General features: G+C 73.7%; 16 protein-coding genes. 9 read left to right on the forward strand and 7 right to left on the reverse strand.

All coding sequences use genetic code 11. The features are described 5' to 3' along the window. Positions 1-85 precede the first annotated feature (85 nt). Positions 86-2491, reverse strand: a complete 2406-nt coding sequence (locus tag ACIBSW_RS09415) for an alpha-amylase family glycosyl hydrolase (protein ID WP_354722832.1) — start codon at positions 2489-2491, stop codon at positions 86-88. A 436-nt stretch (positions 2492-2927) separates the two neighbouring features. Here ACIBSW_RS09415 and ACIBSW_RS09420 point away from each other — a divergent pair, with 436 nt between their 5' ends. The 3 genes from ACIBSW_RS09420 (at position 2928) to ACIBSW_RS09430 (ending at position 5567) form a co-directional block, all read left to right on the forward strand. Beyond that, positions 2928-4037 (forward strand): glycosyltransferase, encoded by a 1110-nt coding sequence (locus ACIBSW_RS09420; RefSeq protein WP_354722830.1) that lies wholly within the window; start codon positions 2928-2930, stop codon positions 4035-4037. Next, positions 4034-5050: a glycosyltransferase gene (locus ACIBSW_RS09425; RefSeq protein ID WP_354722829.1), complete on the forward strand. Its 1017-nt coding sequence runs from the start codon at positions 4034-4036 to the stop codon at positions 5048-5050. Before ACIBSW_RS09420 ends, ACIBSW_RS09425 begins: the two co-directional genes overlap by 4 nt. A gap of 103 nt (positions 5051-5153) precedes the next feature. After that, the gene (locus tag ACIBSW_RS09430; RefSeq protein WP_354722827.1) at positions 5154-5567 is read left to right on the forward strand and encodes a hypothetical protein; all 414 of its coding nucleotides are present in this window, start codon (positions 5154-5156) and stop codon (positions 5565-5567) included. Between the two features lie 7 nt (positions 5568-5574). Here ACIBSW_RS09430 and ACIBSW_RS09435 read toward each other — a convergent pair whose 3' ends face one another. Both ACIBSW_RS09435 and ACIBSW_RS09440 read right to left on the reverse strand, forming a co-directional pair. Further along, positions 5575-5946: a hypothetical protein gene (locus ACIBSW_RS09435; RefSeq protein ID WP_354722825.1), complete on the reverse strand. Its 372-nt coding sequence runs from the start codon at positions 5944-5946 to the stop codon at positions 5575-5577. Between the two features lie 126 nt (positions 5947-6072). Next, entirely contained in the window at positions 6073-7194 is a 1122-nt protein-coding gene (locus ACIBSW_RS09440) for a CaiB/BaiF CoA-transferase family protein (RefSeq protein ID WP_354722823.1), read from the reverse strand. Positions 7195-7233: 39 nt separating this feature from the next. On the opposite strand from ACIBSW_RS09440, the gene ACIBSW_RS09445 reads away from it, so the two are divergent. Next, positions 7234-7884: an acetoacetate decarboxylase family protein gene (locus ACIBSW_RS09445; RefSeq protein WP_354722821.1), complete on the forward strand. Its 651-nt coding sequence runs from the start codon at positions 7234-7236 to the stop codon at positions 7882-7884. Between the two features lie 10 nt (positions 7885-7894). Here ACIBSW_RS09445 and ACIBSW_RS09450 read toward each other — a convergent pair whose 3' ends face one another. From ACIBSW_RS09450 to ACIBSW_RS09460, 3 genes are all read right to left on the reverse strand, one after another. Then, positions 7895-9337 carry an NAD(P)/FAD-dependent oxidoreductase gene (locus ACIBSW_RS09450; RefSeq protein ID WP_354722819.1) on the reverse strand — a complete coding sequence of 481 codons (1443 nt, stop codon included), beginning with the start codon at positions 9335-9337 and terminating at the stop codon, positions 7895-7897. Positions 9338-9399: 62 nt separating this feature from the next. After that, the gene (locus ACIBSW_RS09455) at positions 9400-10026 is read right to left on the reverse strand and encodes a helix-turn-helix domain-containing protein (RefSeq protein ID WP_354722817.1); all 627 of its coding nucleotides are present in this window, start codon (positions 10024-10026) and stop codon (positions 9400-9402) included. A 171-nt stretch (positions 10027-10197) separates the two neighbouring features. Further along, positions 10198-11862, reverse strand: coding sequence for a GMC family oxidoreductase (locus ACIBSW_RS09460; RefSeq protein ID WP_354722815.1), 1665 nt, complete (start codon positions 11860-11862; stop codon positions 10198-10200). A gap of 49 nt (positions 11863-11911) precedes the next feature. On the opposite strand from ACIBSW_RS09460, the gene ACIBSW_RS09465 reads away from it, so the two are divergent. The 5 genes from ACIBSW_RS09465 to ACIBSW_RS09485 all read left to right on the forward strand — a co-directional run bounded on the left by ACIBSW_RS09465 (position 11912) and on the right by ACIBSW_RS09485 (position 18829). Further along, positions 11912-12712 carry an alpha/beta fold hydrolase gene (locus tag ACIBSW_RS09465; RefSeq protein ID WP_354722813.1) on the forward strand — a complete coding sequence of 267 codons (801 nt, stop codon included), beginning with the start codon at positions 11912-11914 and terminating at the stop codon, positions 12710-12712. Between the two features lie 17 nt (positions 12713-12729). Beyond that, positions 12730-13887 carry an acyl-CoA dehydrogenase family protein gene (locus ACIBSW_RS09470; protein WP_354722811.1) on the forward strand — a complete coding sequence of 386 codons (1158 nt, stop codon included), beginning with the start codon at positions 12730-12732 and terminating at the stop codon, positions 13885-13887. Further along, positions 13877-15097, forward strand: a complete 1221-nt coding sequence (locus tag ACIBSW_RS09475; RefSeq protein WP_354722809.1) for an acetyl-CoA C-acetyltransferase — start codon at positions 13877-13879, stop codon at positions 15095-15097. Before ACIBSW_RS09470 ends, ACIBSW_RS09475 begins: the two co-directional genes overlap by 11 nt. A gap of 68 nt (positions 15098-15165) precedes the next feature. Then, a complete protein-coding gene (locus ACIBSW_RS09480) occupies positions 15166-17271 on the forward strand; it encodes a 3-hydroxyacyl-CoA dehydrogenase NAD-binding domain-containing protein (RefSeq protein WP_354722808.1) in 2106 nt (701 codons plus the stop codon). Between the two features lie 160 nt (positions 17272-17431). After that, positions 17432-18829 (forward strand): acyl-CoA synthetase, encoded by a 1398-nt coding sequence (locus tag ACIBSW_RS09485; protein WP_354722806.1) that lies wholly within the window; start codon positions 17432-17434, stop codon positions 18827-18829. 1 nt (position 18830) lies between these two features. On the opposite strand, the gene ACIBSW_RS09490 is transcribed toward ACIBSW_RS09485, so the two are convergent. Next, positions 18831-19562: a hypothetical protein gene (locus tag ACIBSW_RS09490; RefSeq protein WP_354722838.1), complete on the reverse strand. Its 732-nt coding sequence runs from the start codon at positions 19560-19562 to the stop codon at positions 18831-18833. Positions 19563-19726 lie beyond the last annotated feature (164 nt).

The raw sequence follows: 19726 nt of genomic DNA on the forward strand, positions 1-19726 counted from the left end.
TGTGCCCGATGCTACGCCGGGGCCGCCCGGAAATGGCAGACCGCCGGCTCCATTTGCGAGAAGGCCGGCGGTCGCTCGGTAGCGATTACTTGAGGTAGGGACCCGCGGTACCGATCTTGCCGGGCGCGGGGTTGCCCGGCAGGCTCAGCACGTACACCCGGAGGTTGCCCTTGCCGGAGGCGGCCGCGGTCAGCGTGCCGTTGCCGACGGTCCGGGTGTCACCGGTGACCGCGTCGACGTAGGTGCCGTTCGGGATGCCGGTGAAGGTGGCCGTGCCGGAGAGGGCGACCAGCGCGAAGCTGTCGACGCCGCCGGAGGTGAAGCGGCGCTTGAACGCCATGGTTCCGGAGATGCCCTCGGTGGAGTACTGGCCCTTCTGCAGCGCGGGGATCGCCCGGCGGATCTGGTTGAGCCGCTGCACGTGCTTGACCAGCGGCTGGGCCAGGGTCGTCGCCACCGCGCCGGAGGCGCTCGACACGACGCCGAAGTCCGCGGCGGTGACCGAGCCGGCCAGGTGGTCGCCGTAGTACGCGCGGCCGGTCGTCGCCAGCGGGCAGGTCGGCCCGCAGTCGATCGGCTTGCCGGCCTGGAACTCGATCTCCGAGCCGTAGTAGAGCGTCGGGATGCCGCGGAACGTCCACATCAGGCTCATGTTCTCGGCCCAGGCGTCGGTGCCGCCGGCGTAGCGGACCGAGGACTTGTTCGGGCCGTAGTCGTGGCTGTCGACGTACACGGCGTTGTAGGTGGCGTCGTTGTAGCTGTCGTCGGAGTCCTTGCCGTTGTAGAAGGCGTTGCTCGCCTCGCCGAAGTTCATGTGCATGCGCATGTCGATCACGTTCATGCCGGAGAACCTGCTGTGGTCCGGCGCGTGGTACGTGTTGCCGTTGAGGAACGCGTTGGTGCTGGTCGGCTGGTTTCCCGTGCCCATCAGGTTCTCGTACTCGAACTGCTCCGCGGCCGCGCGGATGTCGTCGGCGCTGTACTCCTTGCGCTCCTTCCAGGTGAAGAACTGCGCGGAGTGGTTGACCGAGCCCCGGTTCCACTTGTCGTGCACGAACGCGGCGACCTCGCCGAAGACGTAGAAGTCCCGGCCCTTCTCGCCGTGGGTGGCGACCGCGTGCGCCTGGATGGCCGGCAGGAAGCGCCGGTTCCAGGTGTTGCGCGGGATGTGCACGGCGGTGTCGACTCGGAAGCCGTCGACGCCCATGTCGATGTAGCGGTTGTAGACGTCGATCAGGTAGTTCTGTACGACCGTGCTCTCGGTGTTGAAGTCGGCCAGGTCCTCGTGGATCCAGCAGCTGCGGGCGTCCTCGCCCTCCCAGTTGCCGATCCAGCAGCGGTGGTAGTACTCGGCGGGGAACATGCCGGAGGTCGGGCTGGGCCACTGGCAGTGGTACAGCGTGTAGCCCTCGGCGCTCTTGCCTCCGGTCGGCTTACCCCAGTTGAGGCAGGTGTTGCCGACCGGCTCGGTCGTCGACCAGATGTCGCCGTTGTAGTACGACTTGCCCGAGGTCGGCTCGACGGTCAGGCCGTCGTAGGCGAAGCCCGCGTTCTTCTGGTCGTAGTACCAGCTCCACTGGGAGTCCCGGGTGCCGTAGACGGTCGGTGTGAAGAGGCCCTTGGCGCCCCAGCGGGAGCTGTGGTTGTAGACCACGTCCTGGTAGATCTTGATGCCCTTGCCGTGCGCCTTGTCGATCAGGTCCTGGTAGGTGTTGCCGGCGGTCTCCAGGCGACCGTCGACGCGGTAGAAGTCCCAGCCGTGGTAGCCGTGGTAGTCGTAGTCCGAGCGGTTGAGCACCACCGGGGTGATCCAGATGGCCGAGAAGCCGAGGCCCTTGATGTAGTCGAGCTTGTCGATCAGGCCCTTGAAGTCGCCGCGGAACATCGGGTCGCTGTTCGCCGCGTTGCCGGACTTCACGTGCTGGCTGCCGCCGCGGTTGTTGGCGCTGTCGCCGTCGTTGAAGCGGGCGGTCATGACGAAGTAGATGCTGTCCTCGCGCGGGTCGCCGCCGAGCGGGGTCCCGGTCGGGGTGCCGGGCGTCGAGGTCGGGGTGGCCGTCGGCGTGGGTGTCGCCGTCGGCGAGGTGCCGGCCGTGGGCGTCGGCGAGGAGGTCGCGCAGGGATTTCCGGTGCCCGGGCGGCCGGCGGCCACCGTGACGTCGCCGGTGCCGAGGCTGTAGTTGGCGCCGTTGTTGTTGTCCCAGACGCCGCTGCCGTTGTTGAACACGACCTGCAGGCCGGTGGCGTCGCCGAGGTCGATGGTGCGCGACAGCCAGCCGGTGCAGGCCGTCTGCATCGGCACGCCCGGCACGGCCGTCCAGCTGCCGCCGTACGGTGCGTAGTGGATGTTGACCGTGGTCCAGCCGGACGGGCGCTGGTAGTAGACGGTCACGCTGCTCGCGGCGGACGCGGCGGCGACGAAGCCGAACGTCGCGACGGCCAGGACCGATGCCATGGCCAGGCCGAGACGTTTTCTGATGCTCACCTTCACCGAGGGCTCCTCAGGGGTGCAAACAAGCCCCCGTGGCGGGGGCACCAGGGGGTCATGATTGGAACGTCTTGCGAATGACAGCCCTGCACCGGGGCCTGCGCCTGCCCACGCCCTGCAAGACCTTGCAAGTTGTTTCAGAAGTTACCAAGTGATGACGATGACGTAAAGAGGCGTGCACATGTATCGATGAAATGTCGCCGCGCGGGGGGACGTGACGAAGCCGTCAGCGTGCGCGCACCCGAATGGCGCGTAGGCTGGCAGGACCCTCGAGGTGACCGCCGCCCTGGTTCGTCGCCCGGGTTCCTCATCCGGCCGGACTGTCGCCAGTCAGGCTTCTCGGCACCACCGATTCGACGCACGGCCTCAGCCCCCGACCCCTCGGGGGCTACCGGGTGTGCCCGCGCGGATCGACGCGTCCACTACGAAAGCAGGCCCCGTGGCCACCAGGTACGGCTTCCTCAGCACTCACCCGCCGACCCATTGCGGCCTCGCCACCTTCAACGCCGCCCTCGCCGCGAGCCTCACCGCCGGCGCCGGCCCCGGCGGTGTGGTCCGCGTCACGACAGGCGCCGCCGAGGGACCGCCGGGACCCGACGTCGTGCACACCTGGCAGGCACAGGAGGCCGGCGGGTGGCGGGCCGCCGCCGACGCCCTCAACGACCACGAGGTCGCGATCGTCCAGCACGAGTACGGCATCTACCCCGGCGCCGACGGAGCGGACGTGCTGCGGCTGATGCGGCGGCTGACGGTGCCCAGCATCGTCGTCCTGCACACCGTGCTCGCCTGGCCGACGCCCCGGCAGAAGTCGGTGCTGGAGCAGATCGTGGCCACGGCCGGGGCCGTGGTCACCATGACCGGCACCGCACACGACCGGCTCGTGGTCGGCTACGACGTCGACCCCGCGAAGATCTCCGTCATCCCGCACGGCGCCGCCGTACCCGCCGGCGCTCCGGTGGCCCGCGGGCCGCGGCCGCACCTGCTCACCTGGGGCCTGCTCGGACCCGGCAAGGGCATCGAGTGGGCCATCCGCGCCCTGGCCCATCTGCGCCGGCTCGACCCCGTCTACACCGTGGCCGGCCGGACCCACCCCAAGGTGATCGAGCGGCACGGCGAGGCGTACCGGACCGGCCTGCATCAGCTCGGCGCCGAGCTCGGCGTCGCCCACGCGGTGACCTACCGGGCCGGCTATCTCGACGACGCCGAGCTGGGCGGCCTCATCCGCTCCGCCGACGTCGTCGTCCTGCCGTACGACTCCGTCGAGCAGGTCACCTCCGGCGTGTTGGTCGAGGCGGTCGCCGCCGGCGTCCCGGTGGTCGCCACCGCCTTCCCGCACGCCGTGGAACTGCTCACCGACGGGCCGGGGCTGCTCGTGCCGCACCGCAATCCGCGGGCGCTGGCCGCCGCCGTCCGCAAGGTGCTCACCCGGCCCGCCAGCGTCACGGCCGCCGGCGACGTCGCCGCGATGGGCTGGCCGCAGGTCGCGGCCCGCTACGACAGGCTGGCCGACCGGCTCATCGCCACCCGCACCGCCCCCACGCCGGCGTGACCGCCGTCCTGGGCGCGACGGCGCCCAGCTTCGCCCATCTCCGCCGGCTGACCGACGACACCGGGCTGCTGGAGCACGCCCGGCACGCCGTGGCCCGGCGGGCGCACGGCTACTGCACCGACGACGTGGCCCGCGGACTGGTCGTCACCAGCCGCGAGGCCGAGCCGTCGCCGGCGGTGCAACGGCTGGCCGAGGTCTACCTGAGCTTCCTGACGCACGCGCAGCACGACAGCGGCGCCTTCCACAACCGGCTCGGCTACGACCGGCGCTGGACCGACGAGCCGGGGCTGGGCGACTGGTGGGGCCGGGCGCTGTGGGGTCTGGGCACGGCCGCCGCCCGGAGTACCGCGCCCTGGATCCGGCGGGAGGCCATGGTCGCCTTCAACCTGGGCGCCGCACGCCGCTCGCCGGCGCCGCACGCCATGGCCTTCGCCGGGCTAGGCGCCGCCGAGGTGCTGCGCCGGGAGCCGGGCAACGCCACGGCGGCGGCCCTGCTCGCCGACGCCGCCAAGGCCGTCGGCTGGCCGGCATCCGATCCGGAGTGGTCCTGGCCCGGGCCTCACCTCTCCTACGCGAGCGCCGCGCTGGCCGAGGTCGTCATCGCCGCCGGCCGGTTCCAGCAGGACGTCGCGCTGCTGGCGGCCGGCCTGCGCATGCTGGCCTGGCTGCGCGACAGCCAGCTCGTCGACGGGCGGCTGTCGGTGCTGCCGGCGGCCGGCTGGCGGCGCGGCGAACCGCGGCAGCGTTACGACCAGCAGCCGATCGAGGTCGCCGCGCTGGCCGACGCCTGCGCCACCGCGGCCGCGGCGACCGGGGACGACGGCTGGCACGACGGCGTCCGGCAGGCGATCGGCTGGTTCCTCGGCGACAACGACCGCGGCGCGGTGATGTGGGACCCGGCGACCGGCGGAGCCTACGACGGGCTGACGCCGCTCGGCCCGAACCTCAATCAGGGCGCGGAGTCCACCCTGGCGCTGATCGCCACCTTCCAGCACGCGCAACGGACCCCGTAGGCCGTCCGGGCAGTACGCTTCATCCGTACCGGGGAAGAGGGATCATGATCGGACCTTCGCCACGACGTCACCGCCGCAGACACGCACGTCCTGGGCGGCGATGATGACCGAGGTGGTGTTCCTGACCGAGTACCGCAGGGAACCCACCCGGTTACTCATGCTGCTCCGGCGCTCGGCGGCGGACGACCGGGACGCCTTCACCCGGCTCTACCACGCGCTCTCGCCGGACGTTCACGCGATCGTGCACGCCACGCTCGGCGACGACCGCGTCAACGAGGTCGCCGCCGCCACCTTCCTGGAGGCCTGGCACTCCGCCGACCTGCACACCGCCCCGGGTACGGACGTGGCCGGCTGGATCATCGGCATCGCCGCCCGACGCGCGGAGGAGCAGGACCAACCCGCGGGTCCCGGCGTCGGGATGTCCCACCCGAGTCACGCCTCCTGCTCACCCCGGGAAGTGCTGGCCGGGCTGCTGAAGCGCAGAACCATGCGCCGCAGCCCGTTCCGCCGGCTCTGAGCGTGACTCAGGCGTGCGACAGGACCGGCGGGTCGGCGCCCTCATGCTCTGGGCCCTCCGGCGCGGTGCCGGCGCAGTCCGCGCCGAAGGGGCCGCCGGCGACATCCGGGTGGCCCCGCGAGCCGTCGGCCAGCGAGGCGGCGCACTGCTCGTCGAACGCCTCGCCGGGAAGGCCGGCGGGGCTGCCGGTCGTCCACAGGAACGGCGCCTGCCCGGCCTTGGCCGGCCCGGCCCGCGCGCCGAAGCCCGCGCGGGAGGTACGGATGGTGCGGCCGTGCGTGATGCAGCGGTGGCCGGTGGGACCCGGCACCAGCAGCTGCGCCTCCCAGCCGTCGGGCTGTGGGGCGAGGCCGAACTCCTGATCGGTGAGGGTGCTCATCGCGTGCTCCCCTTCTGACGGGTGACCGGGTCGAAGGGCGTGCCGCGAAAGACCCGGCACCATTGACATGTCCGCCGCCGGCCCCCACCAAACCTGCTCCACCAAGGTCAAAAGCGACAATCCGGCTCACGCCGGTTCGGTGCCGGTCACCTTCCAGTCGGCGAGGACCTCGCGGGTGTGCTCGCCGGGCAGCGCGGGCCGGCCGACCGGCCCGGGCGGGGTCAGCGAGAACCGGGGCGCCGCGGCCGGCTGCCGCACCCCGCCGGGGCTCTCGAACGTGCCGCGCTCCTCCAGGTGCGGATGGCGGGCGGCCTCGGAGAGCGACAGCACCGGCGCGACGCACGCCTCGGTGCCCTCGAAGACCGCGGCCCACTCCTGCCGGGTGCGGGTCTCGAAGGCGGCCGCGATCCGGGCGCGCAGCTCCGGCCAGCGGGCGATGTCGTACTGCGCGGGCAGGTCGTCGCCGGGCGCGAGCAGCCGGATGAACTCGGCGTAGAACTGTGGCTCCAGCGCGCCGACCGCGAGGTAGCCGCCGTCCGCCGCCGGGTAGACGTCGTAGAACGGCGCGCCGGTGTCGAGGATGTTCACGCCCCGCTCGTCGCGCCAGCGGCCCTCGGCGCTCAGCCCGTACAGCAGGGTGGTCAGGTGGGCGGCGCCGTCGGTGATCGCCGCGTCGACCACCTGGCCCCGGCCGGTGCGCTCGGCCTCGCGCAGCGCGGCGAGCACGCCGACCACCAGGTAGAGGGAGCCGCCGCCGAAGTCGCCGAGCAGGTTCGCCGGCACCTGCGGCGGGCCGCCGGCGCGGCCGATCGCGTGCAGGGCCCCGGTGATCGCCAGGTAGGTGATGTCGTGCCCGGCACTGGCGGCGAGCGGACCGTCCTGCCCCCAGCCGGTCATCCGCGCGTAGACCAGGGCCGGGTTGCGGGCGAGCGCCGCTTCCGGGCCGACGCCTAGCCGCTCGGCGACGCCGGGCCGGTAGCCCTCGATGAGCACGGCGGCCCGCTCGGCCAGGGACAGCACGAGCTCGCGGTCGGCGTCGCTCTTGAGGTCGGCGGCGATCGAGCGCTTGCCGCGGTTGAGCAGGTCGTACCGGGGGTCGCCGGACAGCGGCGAGCCGGGGCCGACCCGGTCCACCCGCACCACGTCGGCGCCGAGGTCGGCCAGCAGCATCCCGGCGAACGGCGCCGGGCCGATACCCGCCAGCTCGATCACTTTCAGGCCGCGGAGCGGACCTTGATCACCTGACACATCTGCCTCCTAGGTGGAAATGCGAATAGGATTCCGACCATGTATCCGCCGGAACCCTGGGACCTGCGCGGTCAGCTGTACCTCTCGGTCTTCGCCGTGCCGCGCGGCGACCTGCCCACGCTGCCCGATCCTCTCGCCGCGGCGGTGCGTCCGCTGCCGTTCGGGCGGCGTGCGCTCGTCGGCGCCGCGTGGGTGCGCTACGAGCCGGGCGGGATCCTGCAGTACCGGGAGCTGCTGTCGGCGGTCCTGGTGCGCGAGGGGCGGCGGCCCCGGGTCAGCATCACCGAGATCTGGGTGGACAGCGCGGAGTCCCGCGACGGCGGCCGCGAACTCTGGGGCATCCCCAAGGACCTGGCCGAGCTGGACGTGCGCACCGGGCCGGACGGCCGGACCGAGGGGTCCGCGACCATCGCGGGCGGCCGGATCGCCGCGGCGTCGTTCGGCGCCGGGCTGCGGCTGCCCGGCCGCTGGCCGGCGCCGATGTCGGTGGCCCAGGCGCTCGACGGCGCGGTCAAGCGCACGACCGTGCGCGGGCGGGCCGGGCTGCGGCTCGGCGGCTCCAGCTGGCGGGTAGAGGCGGACGGGCCGCTGGGTTACCTCGCCGGGCGGCGGCCCCTGCTGACCGTCACCCTGGCCGACTTCACGCTGCGCTTCGGGGTGCCCGCGCCGGCCGCCGCCGCCTCGTCCTGACGCCCGCATCTCAGCGGAAGTCGGCGGGGCGCGGCCGCGCGGTCCGGCGGCGGTACTCCCCCGCCATGCCGGGCCAGTTGGTGACGACCCGGCCGCTCGTGTTGCGGTACCAGCTCTGGCAGGCGGTCCAGACGCTGCCGGCGAGGCGGCCCTGCACCTCCGCGTCGTACGCGGCGGTCACCTCCGGGCGCACCTCGAGCGGCGCGGCGCCGGCCGCGAGCATCCGCACCGCCTCGACGATGTAGCGCGCCTGCGCCTCGTGGAAGTAGATGACCGAGGTGTTGCCGGTGTTCGTGTTGGGCCCGTAGACCAGGAACATGTTCGGGAACGCGGGCACGGTCATGCCCAGGTACGCGTACGCGCCGTCGCGCCACACCCGGTCGAGCCGCTCGCCCGCGCGGCCCGTCACCCGCATCGGCACCAGGAACTCGGTCGCGGCGAAGCCGGTGCCGTAGACGAGCACGTCGCAGCGGTGCTCGACGCCGTCCGCGGTGCGGATGCCGTCCGGGGTCACGGCGACGATCTTCTCGGTGACCAGGTCGACGTCGGCGCGGGCGAGCGTGGGCAGCCACGCGCTGGTGAACAGCACCCGCTTGCAGCCCATCGGCTCGTCGGGCGTGACCCGGGCCCGCAGCAGCGGATCGCGGACCTGCCACCGGCGCTGGGTCCGCGAGGCGAGGCGCAGGAACGCGCCCGCCGCCCGGTTGCCCAGCACGGCGGCGCCGGTGAAGATCGTCATCGCCCAGGTGCCGCCGCGGGACGCCGCCATCAGGGCGGGCAGCCGCCGGTACGCGGCCTGGCGCAGCCGGCCGTACCGGCGGTCGGGCTTGGGCAGCGTCCACGGCGCGCTGCGCTGGAAGACGATCACCCGCTCGGCGCGCCCGGCGATCGCCGGCACGAGCTGGATGGCGCTGGCGCCGGTGCCGACGACCGCGACCCTTCTGCCCTCGACCCGCAGTTCCGGGTCCCACCGCGCGGTGTGCAGCGCCGGGCCGCGGAACAGCTCGGCGCCCGGCAGCTCGGGGATGGTCGGCCGGGAGAGCTGCCCGACGGCGGGCACCAGCACGTCGGCGACGATCTCCTCGCCGGCCGCGGTGCGCAGCCGCCACTCGCGCCGCTCCTCGTCCCAGGTCGCGTCCGTCACCTCGGTGCCCAGCCGCAGGCTGTCCCGCAGCCCGAAGCGGGTCACGCAGTCGTTGAGGTAGGCGAGGATCTCCTCGTGCGGCGGGAACCGGCGCGACCAGCCGGGATTCGGCGCGAAGGAGTACGAGTACAGCGGCGCCGGCACGTCGCAGGCACACCCGGGATAGGCGTTGTCGCGCCACACGCCGCCGACCCGGTCCGCCTTCTCCAGCAGCACCACGTCGGTGAACCCGGCGCGGCGCAGCCCGACGGCGGCCGCGACCCCGCCGAAGCCGGCGCCGATGATCGCCACCCGCGGCCGGGCCGTCATGCCCGCTCGCAGAACGTCATGGTGCCGAACGTTAGCAACCTGTTGACAGGTTGCCAATAGGCTCAGCGAGCCGGCGCGACGATGGTCGGGATGACCTGCTCCACGATGGCCAGCAGCGTCGTCGCGAGCAGCAGGTGCACCTGCGCCCGGGTCAGCGCGGAGCGGTTGAGCCACTCCTTGGCGGTGGCGGTGGCCAGGCCGACGTAGGCGCGGATCATCCCGCGCAGCTCCTCGCGGTGCTCGGCCACCTCGGCGAGCCCGACGGCGACCAGCACGCTGTCGGCCGCGGCGTCCTCGGCCTGCGCCAGCACCCGCTCCACGTCGGCGTCGCGGCCCATCCCGCCCGCGTTCACCGCGGCCAGCCAGGACGTGCTGTGCCGGGACACCACGTCGAGGAACCAGGACACGCTGGCGTCCACCCGGGTGCGCAGGTCACCGGCGGGCAGCCGCTCGACGGCCACCTCCGGGATGGTCAGCATCACCCGGATGACCTCGAGGTAGAGGTCCTTCTTGGTGCCGAAGTAGTGGTTGATCAGCCCGCGGGCCACCCCGGCCGCGCGGGCGATGTCGGTGGTCGACACCTCGGCGTACGGGCGCTCGCCGAACAACCGCACCGCGCAGGTCAGGATCTGCCCGCGCCGGACGTCCGGCTCCAGCCGTCTGCGCGCCTGCGCCGCCTCGACAATCACGCAACGACCCTAGCGCCTGTTCGGATAGGGGACCGGGCTACGGCGGCCCCAGCTGCCGCCTGGCCGCACGCCGGGATCACCCGGATACAACACCGGTATCCGGGCAATCCCGGCGCACACCCAGACAACACCTGGACCTCGCCTCACCTCGACCCCCTATCCGAACAGGCGCTAGCCGCCGCCGAGCCGCAGGGCGCCGACGGCGGCGGACGGCACCGCCGGATGCCGGGGCGGCACCGGCGCGACCCGGGCGTACGGCGCGCCGGGCGCCGGGCGCGGATCCGCCTCGCCGGCGTTGGGCCAGAGCGCGACCGCCCGTTCGGCGAGCGCGGTGATGGTCAGCGACGGGTTGACCCCGAGATTCGCGGCGACCACCGAGCCGTCGATCACGTGCAGGCCGGGATGGCCGTACAGCCGGTGGTACGCGTCGACGACGCCGGTGTCCGGGTCGGTGCCGATCGCGCAGCCGCCGATGAAGTGGCCGGTCACCGGCCGCCCGACCAGCTCGGTGACCGAGCCGAGCGGCACCCCGTCGATCTTCTCGGCGACGCGGCGGGCCACGTCGTGCGCGGAGGGCACCCACTCCGGGTTCGGCTCGCCGACGCCCGGGCGGGTGGTCAGCCGCCCGCGCCTGGTGTAGACGGTGACGGAGTTGTCCAGGGGCTGCATCGCCAGCAGCACGATGGTCTGCTCCGACCAGCGCCGCGGCGAGGCGAGCAGCCGCAGGTCACGCCAGTTGCGGGCCAGCTCGCGCAGGCCCGCCACCCAGCGCCGCCGGCCGCCGGTGTCGTCGACGAGCACGGTGGCCAGCAGGGCGAGCAGGTTGCTGCCGCGGCCGTACCGCACCGGCTCCACGTGGGTGACGGGATCGGGGTGGATGGACGAGGTGATGGCGATGCCCTTGCTGACGTCGACGTCGCGCCGCCGGGTCCGCGCGCCCAGGATGGACTCGGAGTTGGTCCGGCTCAGCTCGCCGAGCCGCGGCGAGACGGCGGGCAGCGTGCCCCGGTCGCGCATCCGGTGCAGCAGCCGCTGGGTGCCGAGCGCGCCGGCCGAGAAGATCACCTGCCCGGCGGTGAAGCGGCGCCGGCGGCGCAGGCCGCCGGTGGCCCGGGTGTCGACCGCGTACCCGCCACCGGCCAGCGGCGCCACCGAGGTCACCGTGGTCAGCGGGTGCACGACGGCGCCGGCCGCCTCGGCCAGGTACAGGTAGTTCTTCACGACGGTGTTCTTCGCGCCGACCCGGCAGCCGGTCATGCAGGCGCCGCACGCCGTGCAGGCCCGCCGGGCCGGACCGGCGCCGCCGAAGAACGGGTCCGGGACCTCGGCGCCGGGCGCGTCGCCGAAGAGCACGCCCACCGGCGTACGCCGGAAGGTGTGCCCGACGCCGAGGTCGTCGGCGACGGCGCGCAGCGCGCCGTCGGCCACGGTCTCGAGCGGGTTGGTCACCACGCCGAGCATCCGGCTCGCCTGGTCGTAGTACGGGCCCAGCTCCGTCTTCCAGTCCGTGATCGACGCCCACTGCGGATCGGCGAAGAACGCGTCCGGCGGCTCGTAGAGGGTGTTGGCATAGCCGAGCGATCCGCCGCCGACCCCGGCGCCGGACATCACCATGACGTCGTGCAGCAGGGTCAGCCGCAGGATTCCGTAGCAGCCGAGCGCGGGCGCGTACAGGTAGTCGCGCAGCCGCCAGGAGGTCCTGGCGAACTGCTCGTCGGTGAACCTGCGGCCGGCCTCGAGCACGCCGACCCGGTAGCCCTTCTCGGTAAGTCGTAGCGCGCTGACACCGCCGCCGAAGCCGGAGCCGATGATCAGCACGTCGTAGTCGTACGCCATGAGCTACCGTGGCCCCTTGTTGTCGGCCTGTCAACAAAGGGGTGGGGCGATGCTGGCCCACGAACGACGCGGTAGCGGACCCGTACTGGTGCTCATCCACGGCCTCGGCAGCCGCCGTCAGGTGTGGGAGCCGATCGTCGGCGCCCTGGCCCGGCACCGCGAGGTCATCGCGCTCGACCTGCCGGGCTTCGGCGAGTCGCCGGCCTGGGAGCCGCCGCGCCCGGGAGTGGTGCCCGGATCGGTGGACCACCTCGCCGACCTGGTCGCGGACTTCCTCGCCGGCCTCGGCGTCGAGTCGCCCGAGCTGGCGGGCAGCTCGCTGGGCGGCGGCATCGCGCTGGAGCTCGGCCGGCGCGGGCTGGCCCGGTCGGTGACCGCGTTCGCGCCGATCGGCTTCTGGGGACCGGCCGGCCGGCGCTGGTGCCAGGCGGTGCTCGGCGGCTCCCGGGCCCTGAGCACGGTCCTGTCCCCCGCACTGCCCCGCATCGTCGCCACCCGGCCGGGCCGGACCGCGCTCTGCTCGATCTTCTACGGCCGGCCGGGCCGGCCGTCCGCCGTGGACACCCTCGACTCCGCGCGGGCGCTGTCCGCCGCGCCGGGCTTCGCCGCGGCCCGCCGGGCGTTCGGCGTCTGGCGGCTGCCGGTCGGCGCGGACCCCGCCGGACTCTCCGCCATCCCGGTGACGATCGCCTGGGGCGATCGCGACCTGGTGCTGCCGTACCGCAGCCAGGCGCGCCGGGCGGTCGAGGAGCTTCCGGACGCCCGGCACGTGCTGCTGCCGGGCTGCGGCCACCTGCCGTTCGCGGACGACCCCGAGCGCTGCGCCGAACTATTGACAGTCCGCCAATAACTCACCAAGGTGGAACCATGCCAAACCCGGGACCCACCTCGTGGCGCGAGCCCGAGCACGACGAGCTCGCCGACCTGGTCCGCACGTTCTTCGCCAAGGAGGTGCTGCCGCACGCCGACCGGGTGCTCGCGCAGGGCCATCCCGACCGCGAGCACTACCGCCGCGCCGGCGAACTCGGACTGCTCGGCCTCTCGGTCTCCGCGGAGTACGGCGGCGGAGACGGCGACTTCACCCACGAGGCCGTGATGCTGCACGAGCAGGCCCGCTCGGGCGACAACAGCCTCGGGCTCGCGGTGCACAGCGGCATCGTCACCGGCTATCTCGAGACGTACGGCAACGAGGAGCAGAAGCGGCGCTGGCTGCCCGGACTCTGCTCGGGCGAGCTGATCGGCGCCATCGCGATGACCGAGCCGGACGGCGGCTCCGACCTGCAGGCGATGCGGACCCGGGCGGTCCGCGACGGCGACGACTACGTGGTCACCGGCGCGAAGACCTTCATCAGCAACGGCGGCCTGGCCGACATCGTCATCCTGGCCGCCAAGACCGACCCGTCGCAGGGCGCCGCCGGCGTCTCCCTGCTGGTCTGCGAGACCGGCGGCGACGAGCGGCCGGGCTTCCGGCGCGGGCGGCTCATCTCCAAGATCGGCCTGCGCGGCAACGACACCGCGGAGCTCTTCTTCGACGGCCTGCGGGTGCCCGCCGCCAACCTGCTCGGCGAGGCCGAGGGCCTCGGCTTCATCCAGCTGATGAGCCAGCTCCCGCAGGAGCGCCTGGTGATCGGCATCGGCGCGGTCGCCGCGATGGAGCGCGCCGTCGAGCTGACCGTCGCGTACGCCAAGGAGCGCACCGCGTTCGGCAAGCCGCTGATCGGCCACCAGAACACCCGGATGGTCCTCGCCGAGTGCGCCACCCGGGCGCGCGCGAGCCGGGTCTTCCTGGACGACTGCATCGTCCGGCACGTGCGCGGCGAACTCGACGTCGCGACCGCCGCGATGGCGAAATACTGGCTCACCGACGGCCAGTGCGAGGTCATCGACCGCTGCCTGCAGCTGTTCGGCGGCTACGGCTACACCACCGAGTTCCCGATCGCCCAGATGTACACCGACGCCCGCGCTCAGAAGATCTACGGCGGCACCAACGAAATCATGAAGGAGCTGATCGCCCGTGCCCTCTGACGGCCAGGCGTATGTCTACGACGCCGTCCGCACCCCGCGCGGCCGCGGCCGCGACACCGGTTCGCTGCACGGCGTCAAGCCGATCTCGCTGGTCACCGGCCTGATCGACGCGCTGCGCGAGCGGCTGCCGGAGCTCGACACGGACCGGCTCGACGACCTCGTGATGGGTATCGTCTCGCCGGTCGGCGAGCAGGGCGGCGACCTGCCCCGCGCCGCGGCGCTGCTGGCCGGCCTGCCCGACCACGTCGGCGGCGTGCAGCTGAACCGCTTCTGCGCCTCCGGGCTGGAGGCGGTCAACACCGCCGCGGCGCGGGTGCGCTCGGGCTGGGACAGCCTGATCCTGGCCGGCGGCGTCGAGGCGATGTCGCGGGTGCCGATGGGCTCCGACGGCGGCGCCTGGGCGATGGACCCGGAGACCGCCCTGGCCACCTCGTTCGTGCCGCAGGGCATCAGCGCGGACCTGATCGCCACCCTGGAGGGCTTCGGCCGCGACGACGTCGACGGGTACGCGATCACCTCGCAGGAGCGGGCCGCCAAGGCCTGGGCCGGCGGGTACTTCGCGCGCTCGGTGGTGCCGGTGCGCGACCGCACCGGCGGCGTGATCCTCGCGACCGACGAGCACATGCGCCCGGACACCACCCGGGCCGGCCTCGGCAAGCTCAAGCCGTCCTTCGCGGGCATCGGCGACGCCGGCGGCTTCGACGCGGTGGCGCTGCAGAAGTACCACTGGGTCGAGTCGATCGAGCACGTGCACCACGCCGGCAACTCCTCGGGCATCGTGGACGGCGCGTCGCTGGTGCTGATCGGCTCCGACACCGTCGGCCGCGACCTCGGGCTCACCCCGCGCGGCCGGATCGTCTCGGCCGCGGTCAGCGGCACCGACCCGACGATCATGCTCACCGGCCCGATCCCGGCCACGCACAAGGCCCTGGCGACCGCCGGGCTCACCGTCGCCGACATCGACCTCTTCGAGATCAACGAGGCGTTCGCCGCGGTGGTGCTCAAGTACACCCGCGACCTCGGCCTCGACCCGGAGCAGGTCAACGTCAACGGCGGGGCGATCGCGCTCGGCCACCCGCTCGGCGCCACCGGCGCCATGCTCGTCGGCACCGTCCTGGACGAGCTCGAGCGTCGCGACGCGCGCCGGGCCCTGGTGACGCTCTGCATCGGCGGCGGCATGGGCGTCGCGACCATCATCGAGCGCCTGTAGCCATCGGCACCGGCCAGACACCAGACAGAGGAACCCACCGTGACCTGCAGCAACACAGAGGCTCCGCGATGACCGCCACGATCGCGTACCACCGCGACCCCGACGGCGTCGTCACGCTCACCCTGGACGACCCGGGCCAGTCCGCGAACACCATGAACCGCGCGTACGCGGCCTCGATGACCGCGGTCGTCGACCGGCTGGTGGCCGAGAAGGACGCCGTCACCGGTGTCATCGTCACGAGCGCGAAGCAGACGTTCTTCGCCGGCGGCGACCTGCCCGAGATGATCAAAGTGACGCCCGAGGACGCACCCGCGGTCACCGCGCTGCTCGCCACCATCAAGGGCGACCTGCGCCGGCTGGAGACCCTGGGCCGCCCGGTGGTCGCCGCGATCAACGGCTCCGCGCTCGGCGGCGGCCTGGAGATCGCGCTGGCCTGCCACCACCGCATCGCGCTGGACGCCGCCGGCTCGCGGCTGGGCCTGCCCGAGGTCACCCTCGGCCTGCTGCCCGGCGGCGGCGGCGTCACCCGGACCGTACGGATGCTGGGTCTGGCCACGGCCCTGACCACCGTCCTGCTGACCGGGCGGCAGTTCCGGCCGGCCGACGCGCTCGCGGCCGGGCTCGTCGACGCGGTCGTGGCGACCCCCGAGGAGCTGATCGCCGGGGCCCGGGCCTGGATCGCGGCGCACCCCGACGCGGCGCAGCCGTGGGACCGGCCCGGCTACCGGATGCCCGGCGGCACGCCGTCGAGCCCGTCGCTGGCGGCCCAGCTGCCGGCGTTCCCCGCGAACCTGCGCAAGCAGCTCAAGGGCAACCGGATGCCGGCGCCCGAGGCGATCCTGGCCGCCGCGGTCGAGGGCGCGCAGGTCGACCTCGACACCGCGCTCACCGTCGAGACCCGGCACCTGGTCACGCTGCTGACCGGCCAGGTCGCCAAGAACATGATCGGGGCGTTCTTCTTCGACCTGAAGACCGTCAACGGCGGCGCGGGCCGGCCGACAGTCGAGGTCGCGCCGACGACCCGGGTCGCGGTGCTCGGGGCGGGGATGATGGGCGCCGGGATCGCGTACGCGTGCGCCCGGGCCGGCATCGACGTGGTGCTCAAGGACGTCACCGAGGAGGCCGCCGCGCGCGGCCGGGCACACGCGGAGAAGCTGGTGAGCCGGCTGCCCGCGGAGAAGGCCGCCGCGATCCTGGCGCGGATCACCGCCACCTCCGACGTCGCCGCGCTGGCCGGCTGCGACGCGGTCATCGAGGCGGTCTTCGAGGACCCCGAGCTCAAGCGCACGGTGTTCGCCGAGGTCGAGCAGGTGCTCGCGCCCGGCGCCCTGCTCGCGTCCAACACCTCGACGCTGCCGATCACCGGCCTGGCGGCGGGCGTCGCCCGGCCGGCGGACTTCATCGGCATGCACTTCTTCTCCCCCGTCGACAAGATGCCGCTGCTGGAGATCGTGGTCGGCGAGCAGACCGGCGACGCGGCCCTGGCCCGCGCCTTCGACCTGGGCCGGCGGCTCGGCAAGACCCCGATCGTGGTCAACGACGGCCGCGGGTTCTTCACCAGCCGGGTGATCGGCCGCTTCCTGGACGAGGCGATCGGCATGCTGGCCGAGGGCGTTCCGGCGCCGTCGATCGAGCAGGCGGCGCTGCAGGCCGGCTACCCGACCGGCCCGCTCGCGCTGGCCGACGAGGTGTCGCTGACCCTGATGCGGCGCATCCGCCGCCAGTTCGAGGCGGCGCAGGGCGACGACTTCGCCGCCATGCCGTCGCACGGCGTCGTCGACCTGCTGGACGGCCTCGGCCGGGCGGGCCGGGCGGCCGGCCAGGGCTTCTACGACTACGAGAACGGCCGGCGCGGCCGGCTCTGGAGCGGCCTGGCACCGATGGCGACCGCCGAGGGGCGCGCGATCCCGCTGGCCGACCTGCAGGAGCGGCTGCTGTTCGCCGAGTCGCTGGACGCGCTGCGCTGCCTCGACGAGGGCGTGCTGCGCTCGGAGACCGACGGCGACATCGGCTCGCTGCTCGGCATCGGGTTCCCCGCCTGGACCGGCGGGGTGCTGCGCTACGTGCGGCAGTACCCGGGCGGGCCGGCGGGCTTCGCGGCCCGCGCGAGCGAGCTGGCCAAGCTGTACGGCGACCGCTTCACCCCGCCGGGACACCTGCCCGGGTCGGAGTAGGCGGACACCGCTCGACGTGCGCCGCCCGGGCTTGGTTCGCCGTGGCCGCCCCGCCCGGGCGGGCTTGGTTCGGGCGGGCTTGGTTCGGGCGGGCTTGGTTCGGGCGGCGACGCGGTGCCGTCGGGCCCGGTCGGTCACGCGCCGGGCGTAGCCTCGCGGCATGCGACTGATCGCCGGTCTGACCCGGCCAACGATGTCCGGCGGCGAGGCGGTCCGGGTCGGCGGGCGGGCGCTCTCCGCGGAGCGGCTGCTGGCCGCCGCGACGGCGGTCGCCGACGACGTGGCGGGCGCGCGGGTCGTCGCGGTGCACGCGACCGCGACCGCCGAGACCGTGGTGGCGATGGTCGGCGCCCTGCTCTCCGGCGCCGCCGTCGTGCCGCTGCCGCCCGACTCCGGCGAGACGGAGGCGGCGCACATCCTGCGCGACTCCGGCGCCGAGCTGCTGCTCGCCGGCGCCGCGCACCCGCCGGCCGGGCCGCGCACGGTGCCGGTCGACCTGCGGCGGACCTCCGCCGCCGGCTACCCGGCGCCGCCGCCGGAGGCGACCGCGCTGATCATGTACACCAGCGGGACCACCGGGGCGCCCAAGGGCGCGGTGCTCTCACACCGGGCCGTCGAGGCCGGGCTCGACGCGTTCGCGGACGCCGTCGCCTGGCACCCCGACGATCTGCTGGTGCACGGCCTGCCCCTGTTCCACGTGCACGGGCTGGTGCTGGGCGTGTTCGGCGCGCTGCGGATCGGCGGGCGGCTGCATCACACCGGGCGGCCCGGCCCCGAGGCGTACGCGGCGGCCGGCGGGAGCCTCTACTTCGGCGTACCCACGGTCTGGTCCCGGCTCTGCGCACAGCCCGGCGCCGCCGCCCGGCTGGCCGGCGCGCGGCTGCTGGTGTCCGGCAGCGCGGCCCTGCCGGCGCCGGTGTTCGAGCGGATGCGTGACCTCACGGGTCACCGCCCCGTTGAGCGGTACGGCATGACCGAGACCCTGATAACCGTGAGCAACCGGGCCGACGACCCCGATCGGCGCCCCGGGCAGGTCGGCACGCCCGTCGCGGGCGCCGCCACCCGCGTGGTCGACGACGAGGGCCGGGCGGTACCGGCCGACGGCGAGTCCATCGGCGAGCTGTGGGTACGCGGCCCGATGCTGTTCGACGGCTACCTGGGCCGGCCCGAGGTCACCGCCGGGTCGCTCGGCGCGGACGGCTGGTTCCGCACCGGCGACATCGCCGCCGTCGCGCCCGACGGCCGGCACCGGATCGTCGGCCGCCGCTCGACAGACATGATCAAGAGCGGCGGCTACCGGATCGGCGCCGGCGAGGTCGAGGACGCACTGCTCGCCCACCCGGGCGTGCGGGAGGCCGCGGTGATCGGCACGCCGCACGACGACCTCGGCGAGCAGGTCACCGCGTACGTGGTGGGCGACGCGGTGAGCGCGGACGAGCTGATCGGCTTCGTCGCGCGCACCCTGTCGGCGCACAAGCGGCCCCGGGAGATCCGCTTCGTGCCGGAGCTGCCCCGCAACGCGATGGGCAAGGTGCAGAAGCGGCTGCTCTCCCGGTGACCTACTCCTCGTCGGCCTCCTCGGTCACCTCGGCCTCCTCCTGCGCCTCGGGCCGGGGCTCGGTCATCGCCTCCTGGCGCATCGCCGGAACGGGCTCGTCCGTGGTCACCGCGCCGTGCCGGCCGGGGCGGGACTCCTCCGGGTCAACCAGCTCGCCGGTGACCTGGGGCTGGTCCACCCAGAGCGCCCGCAGCTGGCCCTGCATGAACGAGGTGAGCCGGCCGCGGTACTCGCGGTCGAACTGCTCGAGGGCCTCGATCTGCTCCTGCAGCGCCTCGCGCTTGTTGCCCAGGCTGCCCACGACGTCGTCGTAGCGCTGCTGCGCCTGCACCCGCAGGTGCTCGGAGTTCGCCCGCGCCTCCGCGGCGATCCCGTCGGCCCGCGCCTGCGCCTCGGCGACGATCTTGTCCGCGTGCCGCTGGGCGTCCTCGGCGGCGGCCCGGGCGTCCCGCGCGTTCTGCTCCGAGGCGGCGCGGGCGTCGAAGAGCACCTTGTCCGCCTCGCGGCGCACGTTGTGCGCGTGGATCTGCGCGTCCCGGGCGATCTGCTCGGCGGCGGCCAGCGCGTCGGTGCGAATCTTGTCGGCCTGCTGGTGCGCGGTGGCGACGTGCTCCTCGGCGGTGCGCTGCGCCATCGTGAGCACCTGCAGCGCCTGGTTCGGCAGGGCGGGCAGCTGTCCGCCGTTGACCAGCGCGTGCTCCGAGGTGGCCCCGTCGGGCGACGTTCCCAGCATCACTTTCACACGGTCCTTCATCCGGTTGTCAGTCACAGGAGACCTCCGTTGGTACGGGTCGCCGCGGTGATCACACCGCCGAGAAATGGGCGTACGGATGCACCGGCGATGTTGCTGACAGCCCGGCGTTTCCCACCGAGCCCTGGCCACGATCCGCGGCATGT

This window comes from Actinoplanes sp. NPDC049668, from assembly GCF_044465445.1.
In the GTDB taxonomy this organism is placed as follows: Bacteria; Actinomycetota; Actinomycetes; order Mycobacteriales; family Micromonosporaceae; genus Actinoplanes.